The following is a 17936-nucleotide window of genomic DNA, read 5'->3' on the forward strand; positions in this document are numbered from 1 at the left end:
ACGCGCCAAGACCACCGCCGCCGCACCGACCGTCATCGCCGACGACGTCCTGGACTGGATCAGCCGACGCTGACCCAATCCCAAACAGGCCCTAGGTGCGACTGGAACCCGACACAGTCGATCGGCACCCCACGGGCCTTGAAGTCTCTGACCATGTTGTAGATCCCGGTCGACTTCGCGTTGATCCCGTCGGTGTTGTAGTCGTTGTAGCAGAGCTTGGCGCCCGGGTCGGCCGCCCGCGCGGCCCTGAACGCCGCCTCGATCCAGTCGTTCCCCGTGCGCTGGAGGTTCGAGTCCCGCCGGCCACCCGAACCGCCGTCGGCGAACGCCTCGTTGACGACGTCCCACGTGTGAATCTTGCCGCGGTAGTGGGTGGCGACCTGCGTGATGTGGTTGAGCAGCGCGTTGCGCAGCGCACTGCCCTGCATGTTCTGCATCCAGCCCGGCTGCTGGGCGTGCCACGCGAGAGTGTGGCCGCGCACCTGCTTGCCGTTCTGGATCGCCCAGTTCGCGATCTGGTCGCCGCGTGAGAAGTTGAACTGGTTCTGCGACGGCTCGGTCGCGTCCATCTTCATCTCGTTCTCGGCCGTGATCATGTTGAACTCGCGGTTCAAGATCGTGGTGTACGCCGACTCGCTCAACCGCCCAGCCGGCACCGCCGCACCGAAGTACCGCCCGCTCTGTGCAGCCGCGGCGCCCAACGTGCTCTCCGCGGCCTGCGCCGGCGCGGCAGCCATCAAACCGGCAACCACCGATGCGACGCACAACGCCGCACCCACCAAGGCGCGACGGCCAGGTCTTGATGTAGTCCTCATCGCAACTCCTCTTCTACGACACCTGGCGTCTTCGACAGGTGGGGGACCGAACAGAGACTCCGGTCATGTGACATCACATAACTTCGCGGGCCGACACCCCAGCAAGGACATAAACGATTAGTAGGCCTGCGGGGTGATCTGAGCCAGAGCGGCGCGCCGCGTTCCGACGTTCTTGGGTCAGTCCGTTCTCGCCCGGTACAAGCAGTGCGAACTGCCGCAACTCCTCGCGTAGTTCCTGCGGGCTCTCTGCGGACTGCGCACCCCATCGCAGCCTGAATGCGCTGGTCAGGGTTAAAAGCGGACGAGGCTGGTAGCCCTCAATGCCGAGGTAGGGGTACGTCGTCACGGTGCGAAGAGAAACGTTGGGCATCCCGGGCCTGATAGCTCATGAGACAGTCCCGTGGTGACTACGACGCCACCCATCGAAGACATCCGGGTCCTCCACCGCACCGGTCAGTGGTGTCCCGGTCGACAGATCGGCGAGGTTGCCGCCTACGACGTGCGGATCTTGCCCGAGTATCAGGTACCTGGACAGCCAACCATCGATCGCAGCTACCTGTTGCTGGACCAGGGCGTTCAGCTGACCAGGCCCGTTGCCTTCCAGGGACCAGTAGAAGGTTGGTGGTACGTCGACCTGGTCGAGGTCGACGTCACCGAGGCTGGACTTGTCGTCCACGACCTCTACGTCGACTTCCTGGTACCGCCCGGTGCTGATCGCTACCACGTCCTGGACCTCGACGAACTTGGCGATGCCCTCAGCCAGGGCCAGATCACGGCCGCCCAATGCTCCACCGTCCTCAGCAACACGCAACGCTTCATCGACCAGCACTTGCGCGCTACCGAGGAGGGTTCCGTTGATCCTCCTCAGCAGTTTCCACCGGAATGCATCGCCGCCCTTGGGCGACTTCCTTGCTTCCTCGAATAATCCGGGGACCGATATGCCGCGGGACATGACCTCGCCACGGCGATCAGCCCAACCAGGCGACTTATCGGGATCAAACAGTTCGGGTTACCAGTTGGCCGCATGCCGGCGAGGACGATGAGAGCGGACGAGCCAGTCTGTACGCCGGGTTCTGTTCCCGCGCCGGGTTACCCCTGCGCAGGCGACGGCCATCCATCTAGGCCCTGCGTTGCCGCAGGGCTCGAGCGGTCTACCCAACTGTGCTTCTCCGAAGAGAATCGGGCGGGCAGCCCTCAAACACAGTCTGTCTGACCTTGCTCCAGGTGGGGTTTACCTAGCCGCTGCCGTCACCGGCAGCGCTGGTGGTCTCTTACACCACCGTTTCACCCTTACCCCCGGTCCAAGGACCGAGGGCGGTCTGTTTTCTGTGGCACTGTCCCGCGGGTCACCCCGGGTGGCTGTTAACCACCACCTTGCCCTGTGGAGCCCGGACGTTCCTCGGCGGGCACCCGAAGGCGCCCAACGCGACCGTCCGACCGACTCGTCCGCAGGTAGAAGCGTACCTGTCCGCATGCAGATCGCATGCAGGACCTCCGGCACCTTCAACGCGATCTCGTCAGACGTCGACCCGGTAGCTCAACGTCAGCTCGTCGCCCGACATCCCGCGAATTCCCCAGTACTCCTTCGGACTCTCCAGGATCACGATCTCCAGATCGTCGACGCCCAGACCGAGGCGCGGCGCGACGTCGTCGTACAGCGCGGCGATCAGCGCGCGCTTGGCCTCACGGCTGCGTCCCGTGAAGCAGACGATCTCCACGACCAGGTAGGCGTCCGAGCGCGGGGCGACCAGGTCGCCGTCGTCCAGGAGGAGGAAGCGGTGGAACCGCTTGTCCACCGGGAGCTGCCAGGTGCACACGAGCGCCTCGTGCAGCGCGTCGGAGATCTCCGCACGCTGCTCGCCCCATACCGACCGGTTTCCGTACACCTTGACCTGGGCCATGCGCGCCAACCTACCGAGCCATCCCGCCCGGCAAATTAGGCTGGGCGGGTGATGTTGCTCCTCCCGCCCTCCGAGGGCAAGACGCCGGCGCCCGACGGCGCGGCCCCGCTCGATCTGGGCGCCCTGGCCCACCCGGAACTCACCGAGCGGCGGAAGCAGGTCCTCGCGGATCTCGCGCGGGTCAGCGCCAGGCCCGACGCGACCACCGCCCTCGGCGTCAGCGAAGGGCTCGCCGACGAGGTGGCGCGCAACACGGCGCTCCGCGATGCGCCGTCGGGCCGCGCGGCGGAGGTGTACACCGGGGTCCTGTACGCGGCAGCCGGCCTGGCCACCCTGCCGGACGGCGCCGCGCAGCGCGCCCAGGCGAGCGTGCTCACCTTCTCCGGGCTGTGGGGTGTCGTCGCGCCGGGCGACCGCATCCCCGCCTACCGCCTCAGCATGGGCATCGGTCTGCCCGACGTCGGTCGGCTCGCCACGTTCTGGAAGCCCGCCCTCGCCGAGGTGCTCGACGCCCGGGCCGCCGGTGACGTCGTCGTCGACTGCCGGTCCGCGACGTACGTCGCCGCCTGGAAGCCCCGGACGACCGGGGACAGGGCCGCCGAATGGGTGGAGGTACGCGTGCTCCGCGAGACCGACGGCAAGCGAAGCGTCGTCTCGCACAACGCCAAGCACACGCGCGGCGTGCTGGCCGGGCACCTGCTGCGCCGCGAGCACGAGGCCCGGACCAGCGAGGACGTGCTCAAGGCGGCGCAGGAGCTGGTCGGATCCGTGATCCTCACCGAGATCGGCTCGGGCAAGGACCAGACGCTGATCGAGGCGAACCTGCTGGACGGCAGGCCGCGCGGCCCGCGGACGCTGGAGCTCGTGCTCGCGTAGTTCGCTCCCCTTCGAGGCCTAAGTTTCTTCGCTCTCAGGGGCCTGGAGGCGAAGAAACTTTGGCCTCGAAGGTGAAGTGGCGGTCGCAACCCTGGCGCTGGAGCCTGTCGACCGGTTGGATGACCCGTCATGGGGACAAGCAGCCTGACGGGCGCCCGAATCGCAGTGGCCGCGGCGTTCTTCGCCCAGGGCTTCGTCTTCATCAGCCTCACCACCCGGCTGCCCCGGTTCCTGGAGCGCTGGGGCCTCGACGAGGTGACCCTGTCCCTGCTGCTGCTCATGATGGTGCTGCTCGCCGGCGTCGGGTCGCTGGTCGCCGAGCACGCGGCACGGCGTTTCGGCAGCGCGGCGACGCTCCGCCTCGGCCTCGCGCTGATGGTCGTCGCCGTCCCTGCGCTCACGCTGGCCCCCGTCATCGGCTTCTTCGTGGGCGGCGTGGCGGTCTACGGCATCGCGCTCGGCCTGGTCGACGCCACCTCCAACATGCAGGCGGTCGACCTGGAGCACCGGTACGGGCGGCCCATCCTGCCGTCGTCGCACGGCTACTGGACCACCGGCGGGATCACCGCCACGGTGCTCGTGCTCACGACCGGCCACCTCTCCCCCACCATCGGCGCGTTCGTCGCGCTGGTCCCGCTCGTGGTGCTGTTCGCGCCGTTCGTTCCGCACGTCGCGACGACGCCGCTCCTCGCCCCGGGCGTGCCGGCCGGTGGCATCACCGTGGGGCCGACGACGGCGTCGCCCTCCGGGGTGGCCGCACAGTCCTCTGCGCCGATCCCGTGGCGGCCGATCTGGCTGGTGGGCGCCGGGCTCGTCGTGTTCTACATGGTCGACACCACCGCCGCGACCTGGGGTCCCGTCTACCTGGCGCGCTCGTTCGACGCTCCGGGGAACCTGGTCGCGCTCGCGACGTTCCCCTATCTCGTCACCTCGATAGTCGTCCGCCTGGCCGGGGGTCACCTCATCACGCGCTTCGGCGTGGCGACGGTGCTGCGGGTCGGCGCGGTGGTGGCCTCCGGGGCGCTGGCGGTTGTCACGCTCGCCCCGACGTGGCAGGTGGCGGTGGCCGGCTTCACGGTCCTCGGCGCGGCGGTCGCCCTGGTGGCGCCCCTCAGCTTCTCGGCGGCGGGCCGGATCGCCGCCGGTACGGCGGGGACCGCGAGCGATCCTCTCGCCGGGGCAGCAGCGGCTCCGGCGGCTCCCGCAGCAGAACCCGATCGTGCCCGCACCGACGCGGTCATCGCCCGCTTCAACCAGTTCAACTACGTGGGCGCGCTGCTCGGTGCCGTGCTCACGGGCCTGGTGGGGGCGGACAACCTGCGGCTCGGCTTCGCCCTGCCCGCCGTCCTGGTGCTCGCGCTGGTGCCGCTCGCGCCGGCCTTCGCGCGCGGGGCGCTCAGGCGCCGGTAGGGGCGCTCAGCCATCGGTAGGGACGCCGACGGCGGTCACCTCGGTGGTGCCGTCCTCCCACAGGCGCACCACCGAGAGCGAGGCGGGCGGGACACGCAGCCGCGCCCAGTGCGATGCGGGCGCACCCAGCGCCTGCCCGACGGCGGTGCGGATCTGCGCCGCGTGGCCAACCACCACCACCGTGCGGTCCACGCCACCGGCCAGCAGGTCGGCGAGCCCGTCCCAGACCCGGGCGCCGAGCTGCGCGTAGGACTCCCCGCCGGGCGGCACGAACGTGCCCGTCGAGTGCCACTGGGCCAGCTCACCGGGCCAGCCCTGCTCGATCTGCAGTGCGGTGAGCCCGTCCCACTCCCCCAACCGGCACTCGGCGAAGCGCTCGTCGGTGGAGACGTGCAGCCCGATCCGCCGTCCGACGGCGGCAGCCGTCTCCTGGGTCCGCGCCGTCGGCGAGGCGACGAGCGCCGTCGGGCGGGGCAGGTCCGGCCAGAGGCCCCCGCTGCGCATGCCGCCCGTGGAACCCGCACCGGTGCGGGCCGTACGCCCGACCCGGAAGACGGCGTCGGCGGCCTGCGCCGCCTGCAGCCGGCCGCGCGCCGTCAGGGACGGGCCCGGGCCTTCCGACCCGGAGTATGCGGCGGCTTCCGTCAGGGCCGTCACCCCGTGCCGGACGAGCACCACGGTGAGCGGGAGCGCGCCGTCGAACCGGGTGGCCGCTACCGGCGGACGCCGGTGCGTGTAGAACCCGGGCGCCTCGCTCATCCGGCGGCAGCGCCGGTCTTCGCGCCGGCGACGCGCACCAGGATCCGGCTGCACTCCTCGCAGCGCACTACCGCGTCGGGGGCCGCGCTCCGGATGTTCGCCAGGTCGGCCGGCGGGAGATCCATCCGGCAGCCGTCGCAGCGGTTGCCGTTGAGCAGGGCGGCGCCGGTGCCGCCCTGCTGCACCCGGATCTTCTCGTACAGCGTGACGAGCGCCGCGTCGAGCCCGTCCACCGCCTTGACCCGCTCGCCCGCGATCGCCTGGATCTGTGCGTCGATCTCGGCCCAGCCGGCGTCACGCTCGGCCTCGACCTTCGCCTTCTCGGCGACGAGCTCGCCGTTGGCGGCCTCGACGGTCGACAGCGCCTCCTCGTGCGCCTCGAGCCGCTCCATGACGTCGAGCTCGACCTCCTCGAGCGCTGCCTGGCGCGCGGCGAGCGAACGGAGCTCGTCGGTGAGCGCGACGGCATCCTTCGCGCCGACGCCACCCGAGTCGAGCCGCTTCTGGTCCCGGTCGGCGCGGTTCCGGACCTGCTCGACGTCGGACTCCGCCTTGGTCAGCTCTCGCCTCAGGTCGGCGACCCGGGTGCGCGACTCGACGAGCGAGGCACGCAGGTCCGCGATCCGGCCGTCGAGCTCGGTGAGCTTCGCGAGCGCGGGGAGGTTCTTGCGCTGGTGGGCGAGCTGCTGGACACGGGTGTCGAGCGCCTGGACGTCCAGCAGCCTGCGCTGGTCTTCGAGTGGTGCAGTAGCCACGAGGGCGTCCTCTCGGTCGGGTTCTGGGGGCTGTCCAACGCTACCTCGCGCGTGCCTGCGCAGAGTCCACTGGGTGAGCCGCTCAGTGGGCGGCTCAGCGGGCGGCTCAGCGGGCGGCTCAGCAGGCCGCTCAGCAGGCCGCTCAGCAGGCCGCTCAGCAGGCCGCTCAGCAGGCCGCTCAGGTGGAAGGGACCTGACCCGTCCAGGGGTCGGTCACGAGCTCGCTGACGCGGGCCTCGATCACGAGCCCGTCCGCCGCGAGCGCCGCGGCCAGGTCCTCGACGGCGTAGCGCAGCCAGGGCCACTCGCTCGCGTAGTGGGCGGTGTCGACGAGGAACGGGGTGCCGGAGGGCCCGTCGGCCCCGGCCGCGCGGGCCTCGAACTCGGCCCGTTCGCGCAGCTCGGAGGCGGGGTGGTGGCGCAGGTCGGAGGTGACGTAGACGTCGGCGTCGGCCGCGCGGACGGCGTCGAAGTAGCCGTCGCCGGAGCCGCCGAGGACGGCGGCAGTGGTCACGACTGCGTCCGGGTCGCCGGAGAAGCGGATGCCCTGCGCGGTGGCGGGCAGCGCTGCCGCGACGCGGCGCGCGAAGTCGGCGAGGGTGGTGGGTTCGGCGAGGCGCCCGACGCGGCCGATGCCGCGGTCGGTGCCGTAGTCTGCGCCCAGGCCGTGGCCGTCCCTCTCGCCTGCTGTGCTCACCTCGAGGGGGCGCCGGTCGGTGATGCCGACGAGGTCGGCGAGGGCGTCCGCCACGCCGCGCGGGGCGGCGTCGGCGTTGGTGTGCGCGACGTGCAGGGCGCAGCCGCCGGTCAGCAGCCGGTGCACCACGGAGCCCTTGAAGGTGGTGGCGGCCACGGAGCTCACGCCGCGGAGGAACAGCGGGTGGTGCGTGACGAGCAGGTCGGCGCCCCACTCCAGGGCCTGGTCGACGACGGCGGTGACCGGGTCGACCGCGAACAGCACCTTGCGCACGGGGGCGGCCGGGTCGCCGGCGACCAGTCCGACGGCGTCCCAGCCCTCCGCCGTCGACGGCGGGTAGAGGCCGTCGAGGGCGCGCACGACCTGGGCCAGCGTGGGGGGTGTGGTGCCGGACGGCTCGGGCGCGGGGGCGTCGCTGCTGCTCACGAATCGCAGCGTAGTACGGCGCAGACGGCATAGGCTCGTACCGTGACCGAGCCAGCACCCCGCATGAACGTCGAGTCGTTCAACCTGGACCACCGCGCCGTGGCCGCCCCGTACGTGCGCCTCGCCGACCGCAAGGAGCTTGCGGCCGGGGGCGTGCTCGTCAAGTACGACGTGCGGTTCACGCAGCCCAACGTCGCGCACCTCGAGATGCCAGTCGTGCACTCGCTGGAGCACCTCTTCGCGGAGCACTCGCGCAACCACTCCGACGCCGTCCTGGACTTCTCCCCCATGGGCTGCCAGACCGGTTTCTACCTGATGCTGCAGGGCGAGCCTCCCTACGAGGACGTGCTGCGCCTCATCGAGGCGACGATGCGCGACATCGTCGCCGCGACCGAGGTGCCCGCAGCCAACGAGGTGCAGTGCGGCTGGGGCGCGAACCACACCCTGGCCGGCGCGCAGGAGGCCGCTTCCGTGTTCCTGTCGGCTCGCGGTGTCTGGGCCCAGGTATTCGCCGACGGCGCCCCCGGCGAGGCCTCGGCCGCCGACGCGGCGGCCCGGGACGCAGCCGCACGTGCGGCTGCCGCACGCGACGCGGCCACCGAACAGTGAGCGCAGGAACGCCCCTCGCCGTCGTGCTCGTCGCGATGGACGACGAGGCCGCGCCGTTCCTCGACCTCGCGTCCGAGGTGGGCGAGCCGGAGCGGGTGGGCCGCGCCGAGTTCCGGCACCTCACGCTCGCCGGGCGGCCCGTCGTGCTGGTGCGCAGCGGTATCGGCTTCGTCAACGCGACGGCCGCTGGCACGAGCGCGATCCTCCGCCACGGCGTGGACGTGCCGCTGATCAGCGCCGGCAGCGCCGGCGGGCTCGGCAAGGACGTCGCGGTCGGCGACGTCGTGCTCGGCTCACGCCTCGTCAACGCGGACGCCGACGCTCGCGCCTTCGGGTACGTGCTCGGCCAGGTGCCCGGCATGCCCGAGGCGTACGACGCCGCGCCGCGTCTCGCCGACACCGTCCGGCAGGCCGCCGCGACCGTCGTCGGCCAGGTGCTGCGCGAGGGCACCATCGGCTCGGGCGAGAAGTTCGCCACCGCCGATCTCGCGCTGCGGCTCCGTGCCGACTTCGCCGACATGCTCGCGATCGACATGGAGTCGGCGGCGCTCGCGCAGCTGTGCCACAACTTCGGTACCGACTTCGTCTCGGTGCGGGCCGTCTCCGACCTGTGTGCGCCCGACGGGACCGAGTTCCTCACGCACGTGGACGACGCGGCGCTGCGCTCGGCGCAGGTGGTCACGGCGGCGGTCGGGCTGCTCGCGGGCTGAGCGCCTCGACCCGGACTCAGCCCTTGCCGTCCGCGTAGCTCTCCGTGATCGCGACGCTGAGCGGAAAGTCCACCGGGAAGTCGCCGAAGAGCAGGCGCCCGGCCTCGTCCGCGGCGGCGCGCACCTCGTGTGCGACCTCCTCGGCGAGTGCCGCCGGTGCGTGCACCACTACCTCGTCGTGCAGGAAGAACACCAGGTGCGGACGCCTGTCGAACGGCGCCGGTGCCAGCCCTGGCGTGACCTCGGCGGAGGCCTCACCCATCGCCCAGAGCCGGCGGCGGATGGACGCGATCCAGCACAGCGCCCACTCTGCGGCGGTGCCCTGGACCACGAAGTTCCGGGTGAACCGTCCCCAGGACCGGGTCTGGCTGCGGGCGCGCGACTGCGCGTCGGCCCCGGCATCCTCGTCGAACGCGGAACCCTGGACGGCGGCCCACGAGTCGCCCGGCAGCGGAGAGCTGCGGCCGAGCCGCGTCGTCACCTTCTCACCGCGCTCGCCCGCCCGCGCCGCCCGCTCGACCAGGTCGATCGCCTGCGGGAACGTGCGGGCCAGCCGCGGCAGCACCTGTGCGCTGACGCCCGTGGTGCCCCCGTACATCGCGCCGAGCATGCCGATCTTGGCGTGCTCGCGGGAGTCGACGGCGCCCGCCGCCACGATTCCCGCGTACATGTCCGTGCTCGCGCCGTCCTTGCTGCGCCCAGCGGCGGCCATGCGCTCGTCGCGGGCCAGGGCGGCCAGCACCCGGGGCTCGAGCTGAGCAGCGTCGGCGACGACGAAGGTCCAGCCCGGATCGGCGGTCACCGCCCGCCGGACGTTGTGGGGCAGTGACAACGCGCCGCCTCCCGTGCTGGCCCAGCGGCCTGTGACCACCCCGCCGACCACGTACTCCATCCGGAACCGGCCGTCCGGGGCCCAGGTGTCCAGCCAGTTCCAGCCGTTGGCGGTGTAGAGGCGGTAGAGACCCTTGTACTCCAGAAGCGGAGCGATCACCGGATGGTCAAGCTTCTCCAGCTCCCACTTGCGGAGGCTCCGGGCGCCCACGCCCGCGTACTCCATGGCGCGCAACAGGTCCGGGTGGGAGTCGGGGTTGAGCGTCGGCGGAGCGTCGATGGCCTCGCGGATCCGGTGGGCGAGCGCTTCGAGCTTCGCCGGGCGCGCGCCCGGCCGGGGTCGCGGGCCGAGTGCCTCCGTGAGGATCTCGTCGTGGATGTCGCCGCGCCAGGGCAGTCCGGCATGGTGCATCTCGGCGGCCGCGAGCGCCCCTGCCGACTCGGCAGCGAGCAGGAGCCGGAGGCGGCCGGGTTCGGTGCTGTCCTTGAGCGCGGCGAGCTGGGCGGCCAGCTCGGCGGCGGGATCGAGGGTCTCGCGATTCCCCTGCCTACCGCTTGGCACTTCCGGGCCGCTCGGCCGCTCGTCGCCCTCGCGCCGGCTGCTTCGATCGGTCCCGGACCGGGTCGGGGGCGCGGCGATCTCGCCGAGGTCGAAGAGCGGTTCGGAGCCGGGGTGCCGGTCGGGACGGAGCAGCGCGGCCGCCGTCGGCCCGCCTGGCGGCGGGACGGGCGCGAGGCGGTCCCACGCACCGGGACCCGCCTCGGCGAGCGCGGTACGGGCCGACAGCACCGATGCGCGGAGGACCGCGTGCGCGAGGCGCAGGTCGTGCGCCCGGTCGACGCGGACGCCCTCGGCGAGCAGGGCCGGGTACCAGTTGTTGGTGTCGTCCCAGGTCCAGCGGACCTGGGACGACTCGTCGGCGGTCACCTCGCCGGCCAGGCCGGCGGCATCGATGATCCGTGGCTCCCCCGCGGGCGCACCGGAGTCCGAGACCGGCCGAAGGCCGGTGCCCGAGGGTTCCCGCGAGATCACCGTGTGCATGGGCTCAGTCTGCACGGGCCCACTGACACTCGGCGGCGAGGCCGGCGGTCAGCCCGCGACCTCCGCCACCGCCCGGGCCCTGCCCACCACGAAGGCCGCGTGCAGCACGGTCGGCGGAGTCAGCTCGCCGTCCAGCAGCCCGCCGGCCGTCCGCTCCAGCGTCGCGAGCCCGAGATCCCTGGCCAGGGCGCGCGCCTGCTCGACGTCGGACCGCTGCCGCGCCGTGAGCACCGGCCGTCCCGTTGCCGCCGCAGCGACGAGGACGTCGCCGAGCAGCAGCGTCACCCGGCGCACCGGGGTCGGCGGCACGGCCACCGACCGGACGGTCCTCGCCGACGCCGCCTGCGCCCTCAGCTTGCGGATACGTCTGCGCCAGAAGTCCCAGTGGCTGCTCTCGAACGTCCACGCGGGCGTGATGGTGGGGCTGACCAGCCGGATCGCGCCCTTGTCGCGTACGAACAGGCCCACCGGCTCGTCCCGGTCCTCACGGCGCTCGATGGTGACCGCCACCAGCTTCGACCTGACGGACAGCAGCGTCTGCACCGCCTGCTCGCTCGTCGCGGGCAGGCGCAGCGCGCGCTCCTCGCCGTCCGAGGTGACGATCGCGAGCGTCAGCTCCTGCCGCACCTCGTCGATCCCGATCTCACCGACGTCGCGGACCAGCACGAGCCGCACGTTCGCCGGGCGGCGCCCGAACCCGACGACGTCGCGCGGCGCCACCCCGGCGCCCGTCCGTTCCGCGATCCGCTGGAGCTCGGCCAGGTCGAACCCGTCGCCGTCCAGCCGGTCGACCACCGGGGTCCCGCCCGCGCCCAGGGTGCCGTCGGGCTTGGCCCGCACGGCGGTCAGCTTGAGGGCGCCCTCGCACAGCGTGCTCAGCGACCGGCCCCACAGCAGCGGGCTGGTCCAGCTGCGCTGAAACCTCGGGTCGGTGCCCGACGTCCGGCCCGTCACGATCTGCCGGACCTGACCGGCGTCCGTTCCGGATGCTGCGTCGGCCTCGCTGTCCCAGCCCAAGTAGGCGAGCCCTCGCGAACCGCTCGGCGAGGTCCACCACCGAGCTCCGAGCGGCACCCACCGCGCGACGTCCAGCTCCTCGGCGTCGGTGCGGCTCCCGGATCCCGTGGGCTTCGCGTGGTCCTCCCCGCCAACGGGGTCGTTGCCGCTGCCGGTGTCCAGGGCACGCTGCAGCACCTCGCCCATCGCCCAGACCTCGGCGAAGGCATCGAGCAGGTCGGACTCGGTGACGGCGTCGTCCCGCCCGGCCAAGCCACTGACGAAGCCTGCCGTCACCCGCAGCAGGCCGACGAACCGCACGCCGCCGACCTGACCGGGCTCGACCTGCTCGAACCCTGCCAGTCGTACCCGGCCGGCCAGCGCGAGCAGGGACTCGGCGTCGTCCGGTCCGAGGTGGGACAGGCCGCCCGACATGAGCCGCCCGACGACGTCGCGCACCTCCGCGAGCGCCTCCCGGCGGCGCCGCAGCACCGCCTCGGACGGTCCGCGCGCGGCCGCCGTCCGCCGGGTCTCGGACGCCGTCAGGGCCCCGGCGGCGCTCTCCGGCCCGGGTGTCCTGGGCACCGACTGCGCGAGAACGGGCGCCGCACCCTGCGGCGGCGCTTCGGGCGCGACCTCGGCGGCCCACAGGCAGGCGGTCAGGACGTGCTGGCACACCCCCGCCGTCGGGCAGTCGCAGGAGACTGCCGCCGGACCGCGGCCGTCCACCCGGACCGACGCCCCGGACACGCCGAGCACCGCACCCTTCGGGTCGTGGGACAGCTCGGTCACGCCGTCCTTTGCGGCGTAGTCCTTGCGGGCGCGGCGCAGCAGTCCAGCGTTGCCGAGCGCCTTGAGCGCGTCGTCGTCCAGGCCCGCGAACGGGGCGGCCCAGGCGAAAGTTCTCTGCACACTCGTCGGCTCGCTCATGAGAGCACCTCTCCCAGCCACTCGGCGAACCGTTCAGGAGTGAGCGCGGCGACCTCCATGCCGCACTCGGCGAGGTGCCTGGCGGTGCCCTGGTCGTAGACCGGCTCCGCCGCCTCGTCCAGCGCGGCGAGTCCCAGCATCGTCACGCCCGACGACGCCATCCGGCGCACCGTCGACAGGAGGCTGGACACGGAGCCGCCCTCGTTGAAGTCGCTGACCAGCGCCACCACCGTGCGCGACGGGTTGCGCACCTGCTGCTCGGCGTGGCGCACCGCCCGAGCGATGTCGGTGCCGCCGCCGAGCTGCGCGGTCATCAGCACGGTGACCGGGTCGTCGGCCACGTGCGACATGTCCACGACCGACGTGTCGAACAGGTAGAGCTGCACGTTGATGCCGGGCAGGCCCGAGAGGATCCCGGCGCAGACCGCGGAGTACAGCAGCGACGGCGCCATCGAACCGGACTGGTCGACGAGCAGGATGACGTCCCAGGTCAGCGTGCGCCGGGCCCGGGACGAGAAGCGGACGTCCTGCACCGTCATGCGGCCGTCGGCGTCCACGCGTCCGAGGTTCGCGCGCAGCGTGCGCTTCCAGTCGAAGTTCCGCGCCACCCGGTGCATCGACCGGCGGGACCGGTCGATCCGGCCGTTGACCGCCGTGGTGAACCGGGTGCGCAGCCGTTTCACGATGTCCTCGACGACCCGCTGGATCACGCGGCGCAGGCCGGCCGCCGCTCGGTCGTCCAGGGCGCCCCGCACCTGCAGCATCGCGACGGCGAGCTCGCGCGAGGGTTCGAGGGTCTCCAGGGCGGTGTCGTCCTGCAGCAGCTCGGTGAGGCCGTACCTGCTCACCGCGTCGACCTGCATGCGTTCGAAGGTCTCGCGCGGGAACAGGCTGCCCGCCTCGTTGAGCCAGCCGAGCGCGGTCACGTCGACGCCGTGCGGCTGGGACCCGCCGAGGCCTGCGCCCCTGCCCGGCCGCCCTGAGTCGTCGCCTTGGCCGACGCGGTGGCCGCGCGCCGTGTACTCGCGGTCGTACAGGTACCGCAGGGACCGTTCGAGGCCGGCGTCCTGCTGCCCCACCGAGAGCTCGTCGGCCGCGTACCGGCCAAGCACCAGCCGCCAGCGACGGGCCGCCTCGTCCTCGGAGCTCGCCATCGTGGGTTCGGTGGTGGCGGGTTCGGTAGTGGCGGGTCCAGGCGTCCCGGAGCCGGTGGTGCTCATGCTTCTCCTCGTGTCGTATCGGCTCCGGGGCCGCCGACCCAGTGGGCCAGCCCGTCCCGCTCCAGCACCGCTGCCAGCTCCTGGTCGAGGGCGAGGCCGGTCGCCAGGTCCTCCTCGGACAGCGCGACGCGCACGTCCACCTGGTCCACCCGAGCGCCGGTGCGCTCGGCCACCCGCTTCGCCAGCCGGTGCGTCTCGGTGGGGCGCAACCAGGTGAAGGCCCGCCGCAGGTCCGGCAGGACGGCCAGGAACGCGTCGCCCTGGAGCGCGCGCAGGGCGTCGTCGACGGCGTCGAACATCTCGGGCGTGTGCAGGATCAGGTCCGGGGCCGCGCGCATGACGCCGCCCAGGAACCGCACCGCCGTACCCGGGTCCGCGCCGGCGGTCAGGGCGCCGCGCACCCGGGTGACCAGGACGTCGTCGGGCACCTCGCCGTCCGTGAAGCCCAGGGCGAGCAGGGCGCCCGCCACGGCCGGCGCGGTGCTCCTGTCGTCCCGCAGGCGGGCGAGCTCGCGTACGACGGCGGTGCGGCTCTCTCCGCCGGTTCCCCCTTCGTCGCCGTCACCCGCAGCCGCCGCGTCCCGGAGCAGGGAGCGGAGGTCGATCAGCGTGCCGATGGCCGCGTCCTCGTCCTCGGCACGCGTCCTGCCCAGGTCGCTGACCAGGTAGGCGGCAGTCGCGAGCGCCTGGCTCACCAGGTCGAGCAGCTCGCGCGCGTGCTCCTCGGCGCCGAGCTCCACCCGGGCGTGCCACAGGCCGAGCAGGCGCCGCGCACCCGACACCACGGAGCCCAGGTCGCGGTCGGTGTCCAGGGTGGTGCGCAGCAGCGAGACGATCCGGGGCAGGTGCGCGCCCATCCCGATCACGAGCGTCTGCGCGACGAGCCGGGCGAGGGCATCGACAGTCGCGGCCCCGGCGCCCGTCCCGGCTCCAGCCGTGGCCCCGGTCCCTGTGCCCGCCAGCCGGGCCTCCGCCTCGTACAGCCGGGCGACCGCTACCGCGTCCAGCGTCGCGCCGAGGTGCACCAGCTCCACCAGACGCGCCTCGACGAGGGGTGTCCAGCAGTACTGCCACTCCTCGGTGATCAGGCCGAGCCCGCGGCCCGCCACGTGGTCCGGACCGGAGACGAGCTGCCCGAAGCCCGCTCCCACGAAGTCGAGCAGCGCCAGCACCTGCCGCTTCGCCCGATGGGACGCCGTCCGGCGCGCGTAGAGGCGAGTCGTACGCGGCACCGAGTCGTCGATGACGAGCCGTACGGCCCGCACCCGGTCCCGGACGTCCCGCACGAGGGGCGGCGACGCGCTGCCCGGCGGCACGTCGCCGAGCGACCGGCCGCCGAACACCTCGGCGATGGCGAGCCCCAGCGGCCGCTCGGGCTCGCCCGGCCCGCCGACGCCGCCGTCGTCCTGCACGTAGCACGACCGCACCGCGTCCAGCAGGTCCGTGCGGCACGCGAAGCTGCGCTCGCGCAGCTCAGCGAGCCGGACGGCGGACTCGGCCGCCGCGCCGACCTGCGGCAGGCTCACGCCGTGACCGCGGCCTGCCGCACCGCGCGCGACGTCGACCAGGATCTCCGTGGCGAGGGCGCGGGCACCGACCGGACCGGCCGTGGCCGACTCCGGCGCCAACCCCAGCTCGCGGAGATGCGCCGCATGCAGCCGCTCGTAGTAGCCGGGCGACGGCATGCCGGCGCCGTAGCCGCGCAGCCCGTCGAGCCGCTCGTGGTCGTAGCGGACCAGCCACGCCTCACCCTGCGTCGGCGGGCCGAAGCCGCCCTCGGGCTGCCGGTCCCGGACCGGCGCGCCCTCCGGCGCGCCGGACAGCGCCTCCACCAGCGCGAGCGTGTGGAACGCGCCGGTCACCACCAGTACCGGGCCGGCTCCGCCGCCGGCCGTGCCCGCGGTCGGGCGATCAGCGGCGAGCCGATCAACCGTCTCGGCGATCCTGGCCGCCATCCGCGCCTCGCGGTCCAGCGAGCCGTCGCCGGCGAGCACGTCCTCCTCGTAGTCGAGACGCGCGAGCGCCGACCATGCGAAGACGTCGTCGAACATGGTCCGCCAGTCGGTCAGCTCGGCGCTCGGTCGCGCCTCGAACAGCTGGTCCCAGACCTCGTCGTGGTCACGGCAGCCGAGACGACGCGCGAGCGCGGCGATGGCCTCAGAGTGCGCCAGATACCGCTCGGACATGAGGGTTCGCGCAAAGGGGTCGGGTCGCGCGGTCCCGCTCCCGGCGCCGTTCTCGATGCCGCCGTCGCCTGCCCCTTCCTGGTCCGGCACGCCTTCCTGGTCTGGCACGGCAGAACCGGCGAGTGCCTGCTCGGCAGCAGACCGCTCGCCGAAGGAGCGGTCGACGAAGGCGAGCTCCGCACCGACGGCGTGTCCGGCCCGCAACGCCACCCACTCCGGGGAGAAGGACGCGAGCGGGTAGAAGCCGGCGCCCGCCGGCTCGTCCTCCGCGGCGCGCGCCCGCGCGCCGCTTCCAGCGCCGGACCCGGCGCTCGAGCCGGAGCCCCCGAGACTCAGCACCGCGATCGGCGGCCGCGTCTCCTCGTGCAGCAGGTCAGGGATGAGGCGCGTGAACTCCTCCGGCCCCTCGATGAGGACGGCCGCCGGGCGCAGCTCCTCGATCGCCGCGCGCACCGCCACCGCGCACGCGGGGCTGTGGTGCCGCACGGGTGCGAAGTGGATACCGCGCTCGTCCCGCAGCCTGCCGACGGCGTCAGCGGCCGCGCGCAGGCGTTCGGGTGCCAGCTCCCGGACGGCGTCCGTGCGCCGGCCCGTGCCGACGTTCGACGCGACGCCGCCGCTCACCGCTGCGCCGGTCACCGCTGCGCCGCTCACCGCCACAGCGGCTCTGCCGCCGTGAAGAACGCCTTCCAGCGCTTGTCGTTCCGGGCGCGTTCGCGCACCACGTTGTCGACGTAGTGCCGCAGCCGGCGCGCGTCCTCCTCCTCACCCTTGAGCGCCACGCCCGAGATCTGGCGCGCGACCTCCGCCGCGGTCACCGTGCCGTCGCCGAGGTACCGGGCCTCCAGGGATGCGGCGACGGCGACGTTGACGGCCTCCGCCGTGGACATGACCGTCTCAGGCCGCTTCACGGGCGCGCCCTCGCGCGTGCTGCCGGTTCGCAGGTCCTGGAACACGGTGATGAGCACCTCCAGGACGTCGAGCGGCACGGCGGGCCTGCCGCTGTCCGGCCCGAGCTCCGCCTCCAGCTGGTGCTGCACGAGCTCGATCTCGAACGCGCGGTCGCGCACGGGAGCCACGGTCTCGAAGCTGAACCTGCGCTTGAGCGCCGCGGACATCTCGTGCACACCGCGGTCCTTGAGGTTCGCCGTGGCGATCACGGTGAAGCCGGGCCGGGCCGCCACGCGGGCGTCGGGCCCGAGCTCGGGGACCATGAGCTGCTTCTCCGACAGGATCGACACGAGCGTGTCCTGGATCTCCGGAGCACAGCGCGTGATCTCCTCGAAGCGCACGACCCGGCCCTCCCGCATACCCGTGCAGACCGGCGACGGCACGAGCGACCGCTCGCTCGGCCCCTCGGACACCAGGAGCGCGTAGTTCCACGAGTAGCGCACGTGGTCCTCGGTGGTCCCGGCGGTGCCCTGGACCGTCAGGGTCGACGTGCCCGACACGGCCGCGGACAGCAGCTCCGACAGCATCGACTTCGCCGTACCCGGCTCGCCCACCAGCATCAGACCCTGCCGCCCCATCAGCGACACGACCGCACGGTCTACCAGCGGGTCGTCACCGTAGAACTTGCGCCGCACCCCGAGCTCCTCGGAGCCGATGATGAACGCCCGCACGGCCCGCGGGCTCAGCCGCCAGCCGGGCGGCCGCTCGTGGCCGCGCTCGGTGTCCCAGGCGTCGAGCGCGGCGAGCTCGCCGGCGTAGCGGACCTCGGCGGGCGGGCGGATCTCGGCCGCGGTGGCCGTTTCAGTGATGGTCATGACTTCC

The 17936-nt window shown here is 72.9% G+C and carries 14 protein-coding genes, 1 other RNA gene and 1 pseudogene; 4 read left to right on the top strand and 12 right to left on the bottom strand.

Annotation, left to right across the window (positions count from 1 at the left end; translation table 11 throughout):
* Positions 1–59: 59 nt before the first annotated feature.
* The 4 genes from AB0F70_RS15620 to AB0F70_RS15635 form a co-directional block, all read right to left on the bottom strand.
* A complete protein-coding gene (locus AB0F70_RS15620) occupies positions 60–737 on the bottom strand; it encodes an endo-1,4-beta-xylanase (protein ID WP_357449586.1) in 678 nt (225 codons plus the stop codon).
* A gap of 463 nt (positions 738–1200) precedes the next feature.
* On the bottom strand, positions 1201–1767 hold the full coding sequence (locus AB0F70_RS15625; RefSeq protein ID WP_357449589.1) for a hypothetical protein: 567 nt from the start codon (positions 1765–1767) through the stop codon (positions 1201–1203).
* Positions 1768–1861: 94 nt separating this feature from the next.
* An RNA gene (gene rnpB / locus AB0F70_RS15630) (RNase P RNA component class A) lies at positions 1862–2260 on the bottom strand.
* Between the two features lie 72 nt (positions 2261–2332).
* Positions 2333–2716, bottom strand: a complete 384-nt coding sequence (locus AB0F70_RS15635) for a tautomerase family protein (protein ID WP_357449592.1) — start codon at positions 2714–2716, stop codon at positions 2333–2335.
* Positions 2717–2764: 48 nt separating this feature from the next.
* Between AB0F70_RS15635 and AB0F70_RS15640 the strand changes: the two genes are divergently transcribed.
* Positions 2765–3592, top strand: coding sequence for a peroxide stress protein YaaA (locus AB0F70_RS15640; RefSeq protein WP_357449595.1), 828 nt, complete (start codon positions 2765–2767; stop codon positions 3590–3592).
* Positions 3593–3721: 129 nt separating this feature from the next.
* Complete coding sequence (locus tag AB0F70_RS15645; protein WP_357449597.1) at positions 3722–5002, top strand: MFS transporter; 1281 nt, start codon at positions 3722–3724, stop codon at positions 5000–5002.
* Between the two features lie 6 nt (positions 5003–5008).
* On the opposite strand, the gene AB0F70_RS15650 is transcribed toward AB0F70_RS15645, so the two are convergent.
* The 3 genes from AB0F70_RS15650 to AB0F70_RS15660 all read right to left on the bottom strand — a co-directional run bounded on the left by AB0F70_RS15650 (position 5009) and on the right by AB0F70_RS15660 (position 7639).
* Positions 5009–5761 (bottom strand): histidine phosphatase family protein, encoded by a 753-nt coding sequence (locus AB0F70_RS15650; protein ID WP_357449600.1) that lies wholly within the window; start codon positions 5759–5761, stop codon positions 5009–5011.
* Complete coding sequence (locus tag AB0F70_RS15655) at positions 5758–6516, bottom strand: C4-type zinc ribbon domain-containing protein (RefSeq protein ID WP_357449603.1); 759 nt, start codon at positions 6514–6516, stop codon at positions 5758–5760. The genes AB0F70_RS15650 and AB0F70_RS15655 overlap by 4 nt, the downstream gene beginning before the upstream one ends.
* 178 nt (positions 6517–6694) lie before the next feature.
* Complete coding sequence (locus AB0F70_RS15660; protein ID WP_357449606.1) at positions 6695–7639, bottom strand: Nif3-like dinuclear metal center hexameric protein; 945 nt, start codon at positions 7637–7639, stop codon at positions 6695–6697.
* Positions 7640–7702: 63 nt separating this feature from the next.
* On the opposite strand from AB0F70_RS15660, the pseudogene AB0F70_RS15665 reads away from it, so the two are divergent.
* Both AB0F70_RS15665 and mtnN read left to right on the top strand, forming a co-directional pair.
* Positions 7703–8152, top strand: a pseudogene (locus AB0F70_RS15665) (S-ribosylhomocysteine lyase); the annotation flags it as partial.
* A gap of 92 nt (positions 8153–8244) precedes the next feature.
* Positions 8245–8958 (top strand): 5'-methylthioadenosine/S-adenosylhomocysteine nucleosidase, encoded by a 714-nt coding sequence (mtnN, locus tag AB0F70_RS15670; RefSeq protein ID WP_357449609.1) that lies wholly within the window; start codon positions 8245–8247, stop codon positions 8956–8958.
* A gap of 16 nt (positions 8959–8974) precedes the next feature.
* On the opposite strand, the gene AB0F70_RS15675 is transcribed toward mtnN, so the two are convergent.
* Genes AB0F70_RS15675 through AB0F70_RS15695 form a run of 5 tightly spaced genes read right to left on the bottom strand, consistent with a single transcriptional unit; the run spans position 8975 to position 17929 of the window.
* A complete protein-coding gene (locus AB0F70_RS15675; protein WP_357449612.1) occupies positions 8975–10831 on the bottom strand; it encodes a bifunctional 3'-5' exonuclease/DNA polymerase in 1857 nt (618 codons plus the stop codon).
* A 48-nt stretch (positions 10832–10879) separates the two neighbouring features.
* Positions 10880–12757 (bottom strand): hypothetical protein, encoded by a 1878-nt coding sequence (locus AB0F70_RS15680; protein ID WP_357449615.1) that lies wholly within the window; start codon positions 12755–12757, stop codon positions 10880–10882.
* The gene (locus AB0F70_RS15685; RefSeq protein WP_357449618.1) at positions 12754–13977 is read right to left on the bottom strand and encodes a VWA domain-containing protein; all 1224 of its coding nucleotides are present in this window, start codon (positions 13975–13977) and stop codon (positions 12754–12756) included. Before AB0F70_RS15685 ends, AB0F70_RS15680 begins: the two co-directional genes overlap by 4 nt.
* Positions 13974–16817 carry a DUF5682 family protein gene (locus AB0F70_RS15690; RefSeq protein ID WP_357449621.1) on the bottom strand — a complete coding sequence of 948 codons (2844 nt, stop codon included), beginning with the start codon at positions 16815–16817 and terminating at the stop codon, positions 13974–13976. The genes AB0F70_RS15685 and AB0F70_RS15690 overlap by 4 nt, the downstream gene beginning before the upstream one ends.
* Positions 16814–17929 (bottom strand): AAA family ATPase, encoded by a 1116-nt coding sequence (locus AB0F70_RS15695; RefSeq protein ID WP_357449624.1) that lies wholly within the window; start codon positions 17927–17929, stop codon positions 16814–16816. Before AB0F70_RS15695 ends, AB0F70_RS15690 begins: the two co-directional genes overlap by 4 nt.
* Between the last annotated feature and the right edge of the window lie 7 nt (positions 17930–17936).

It is taken from the genome of Promicromonospora sp. NPDC023805 (assembly GCF_040639635.1).
Taxonomy (GTDB): domain Bacteria; phylum Actinomycetota; class Actinomycetes; order Actinomycetales; family Cellulomonadaceae; genus Promicromonospora.

Coding starts and splice junctions, on each gene's coding strand:
- AB0F70_RS15620 (WP_357449586.1), bottom strand. CDS start 737: ATGGCTGCCGCGCCGGCGCAGGCCGCGGAGAGCACGTTGGGCGCCGCG.
- AB0F70_RS15625 (WP_357449589.1), bottom strand. CDS start 1,767: ATGTCCCGCGGCATATCGGTCCCCGGATTATTCGAGGAAGCAAGGAAG.
- AB0F70_RS15635 (WP_357449592.1), bottom strand. CDS start 2,716: ATGGCCCAGGTCAAGGTGTACGGAAACCGGTCGGTATGGGGCGAGCAG.
- AB0F70_RS15645 (WP_357449597.1), top strand. CDS start 3,722: ATGGGGACAAGCAGCCTGACGGGCGCCCGAATCGCAGTGGCCGCGGCG.
- AB0F70_RS15650 (WP_357449600.1), bottom strand. CDS start 5,761: ATGAGCGAGGCGCCCGGGTTCTACACGCACCGGCGTCCGCCGGTAGCG.
- AB0F70_RS15675 (WP_357449612.1), bottom strand. CDS start 10,831: ATGCACACGGTGATCTCGCGGGAACCCTCGGGCACCGGCCTTCGGCCG.
- AB0F70_RS15680 (WP_357449615.1), bottom strand. CDS start 12,757: ATGAGCGAGCCGACGAGTGTGCAGAGAACTTTCGCCTGGGCCGCCCCG.
- AB0F70_RS15685 (WP_357449618.1), bottom strand. CDS start 13,977: ATGAGCACCACCGGCTCCGGGACGCCTGGACCCGCCACTACCGAACCC.
- AB0F70_RS15695 (WP_357449624.1), bottom strand. CDS start 17,929: ATGACCATCACTGAAACGGCCACCGCGGCCGAGATCCGCCCGCCCGCC.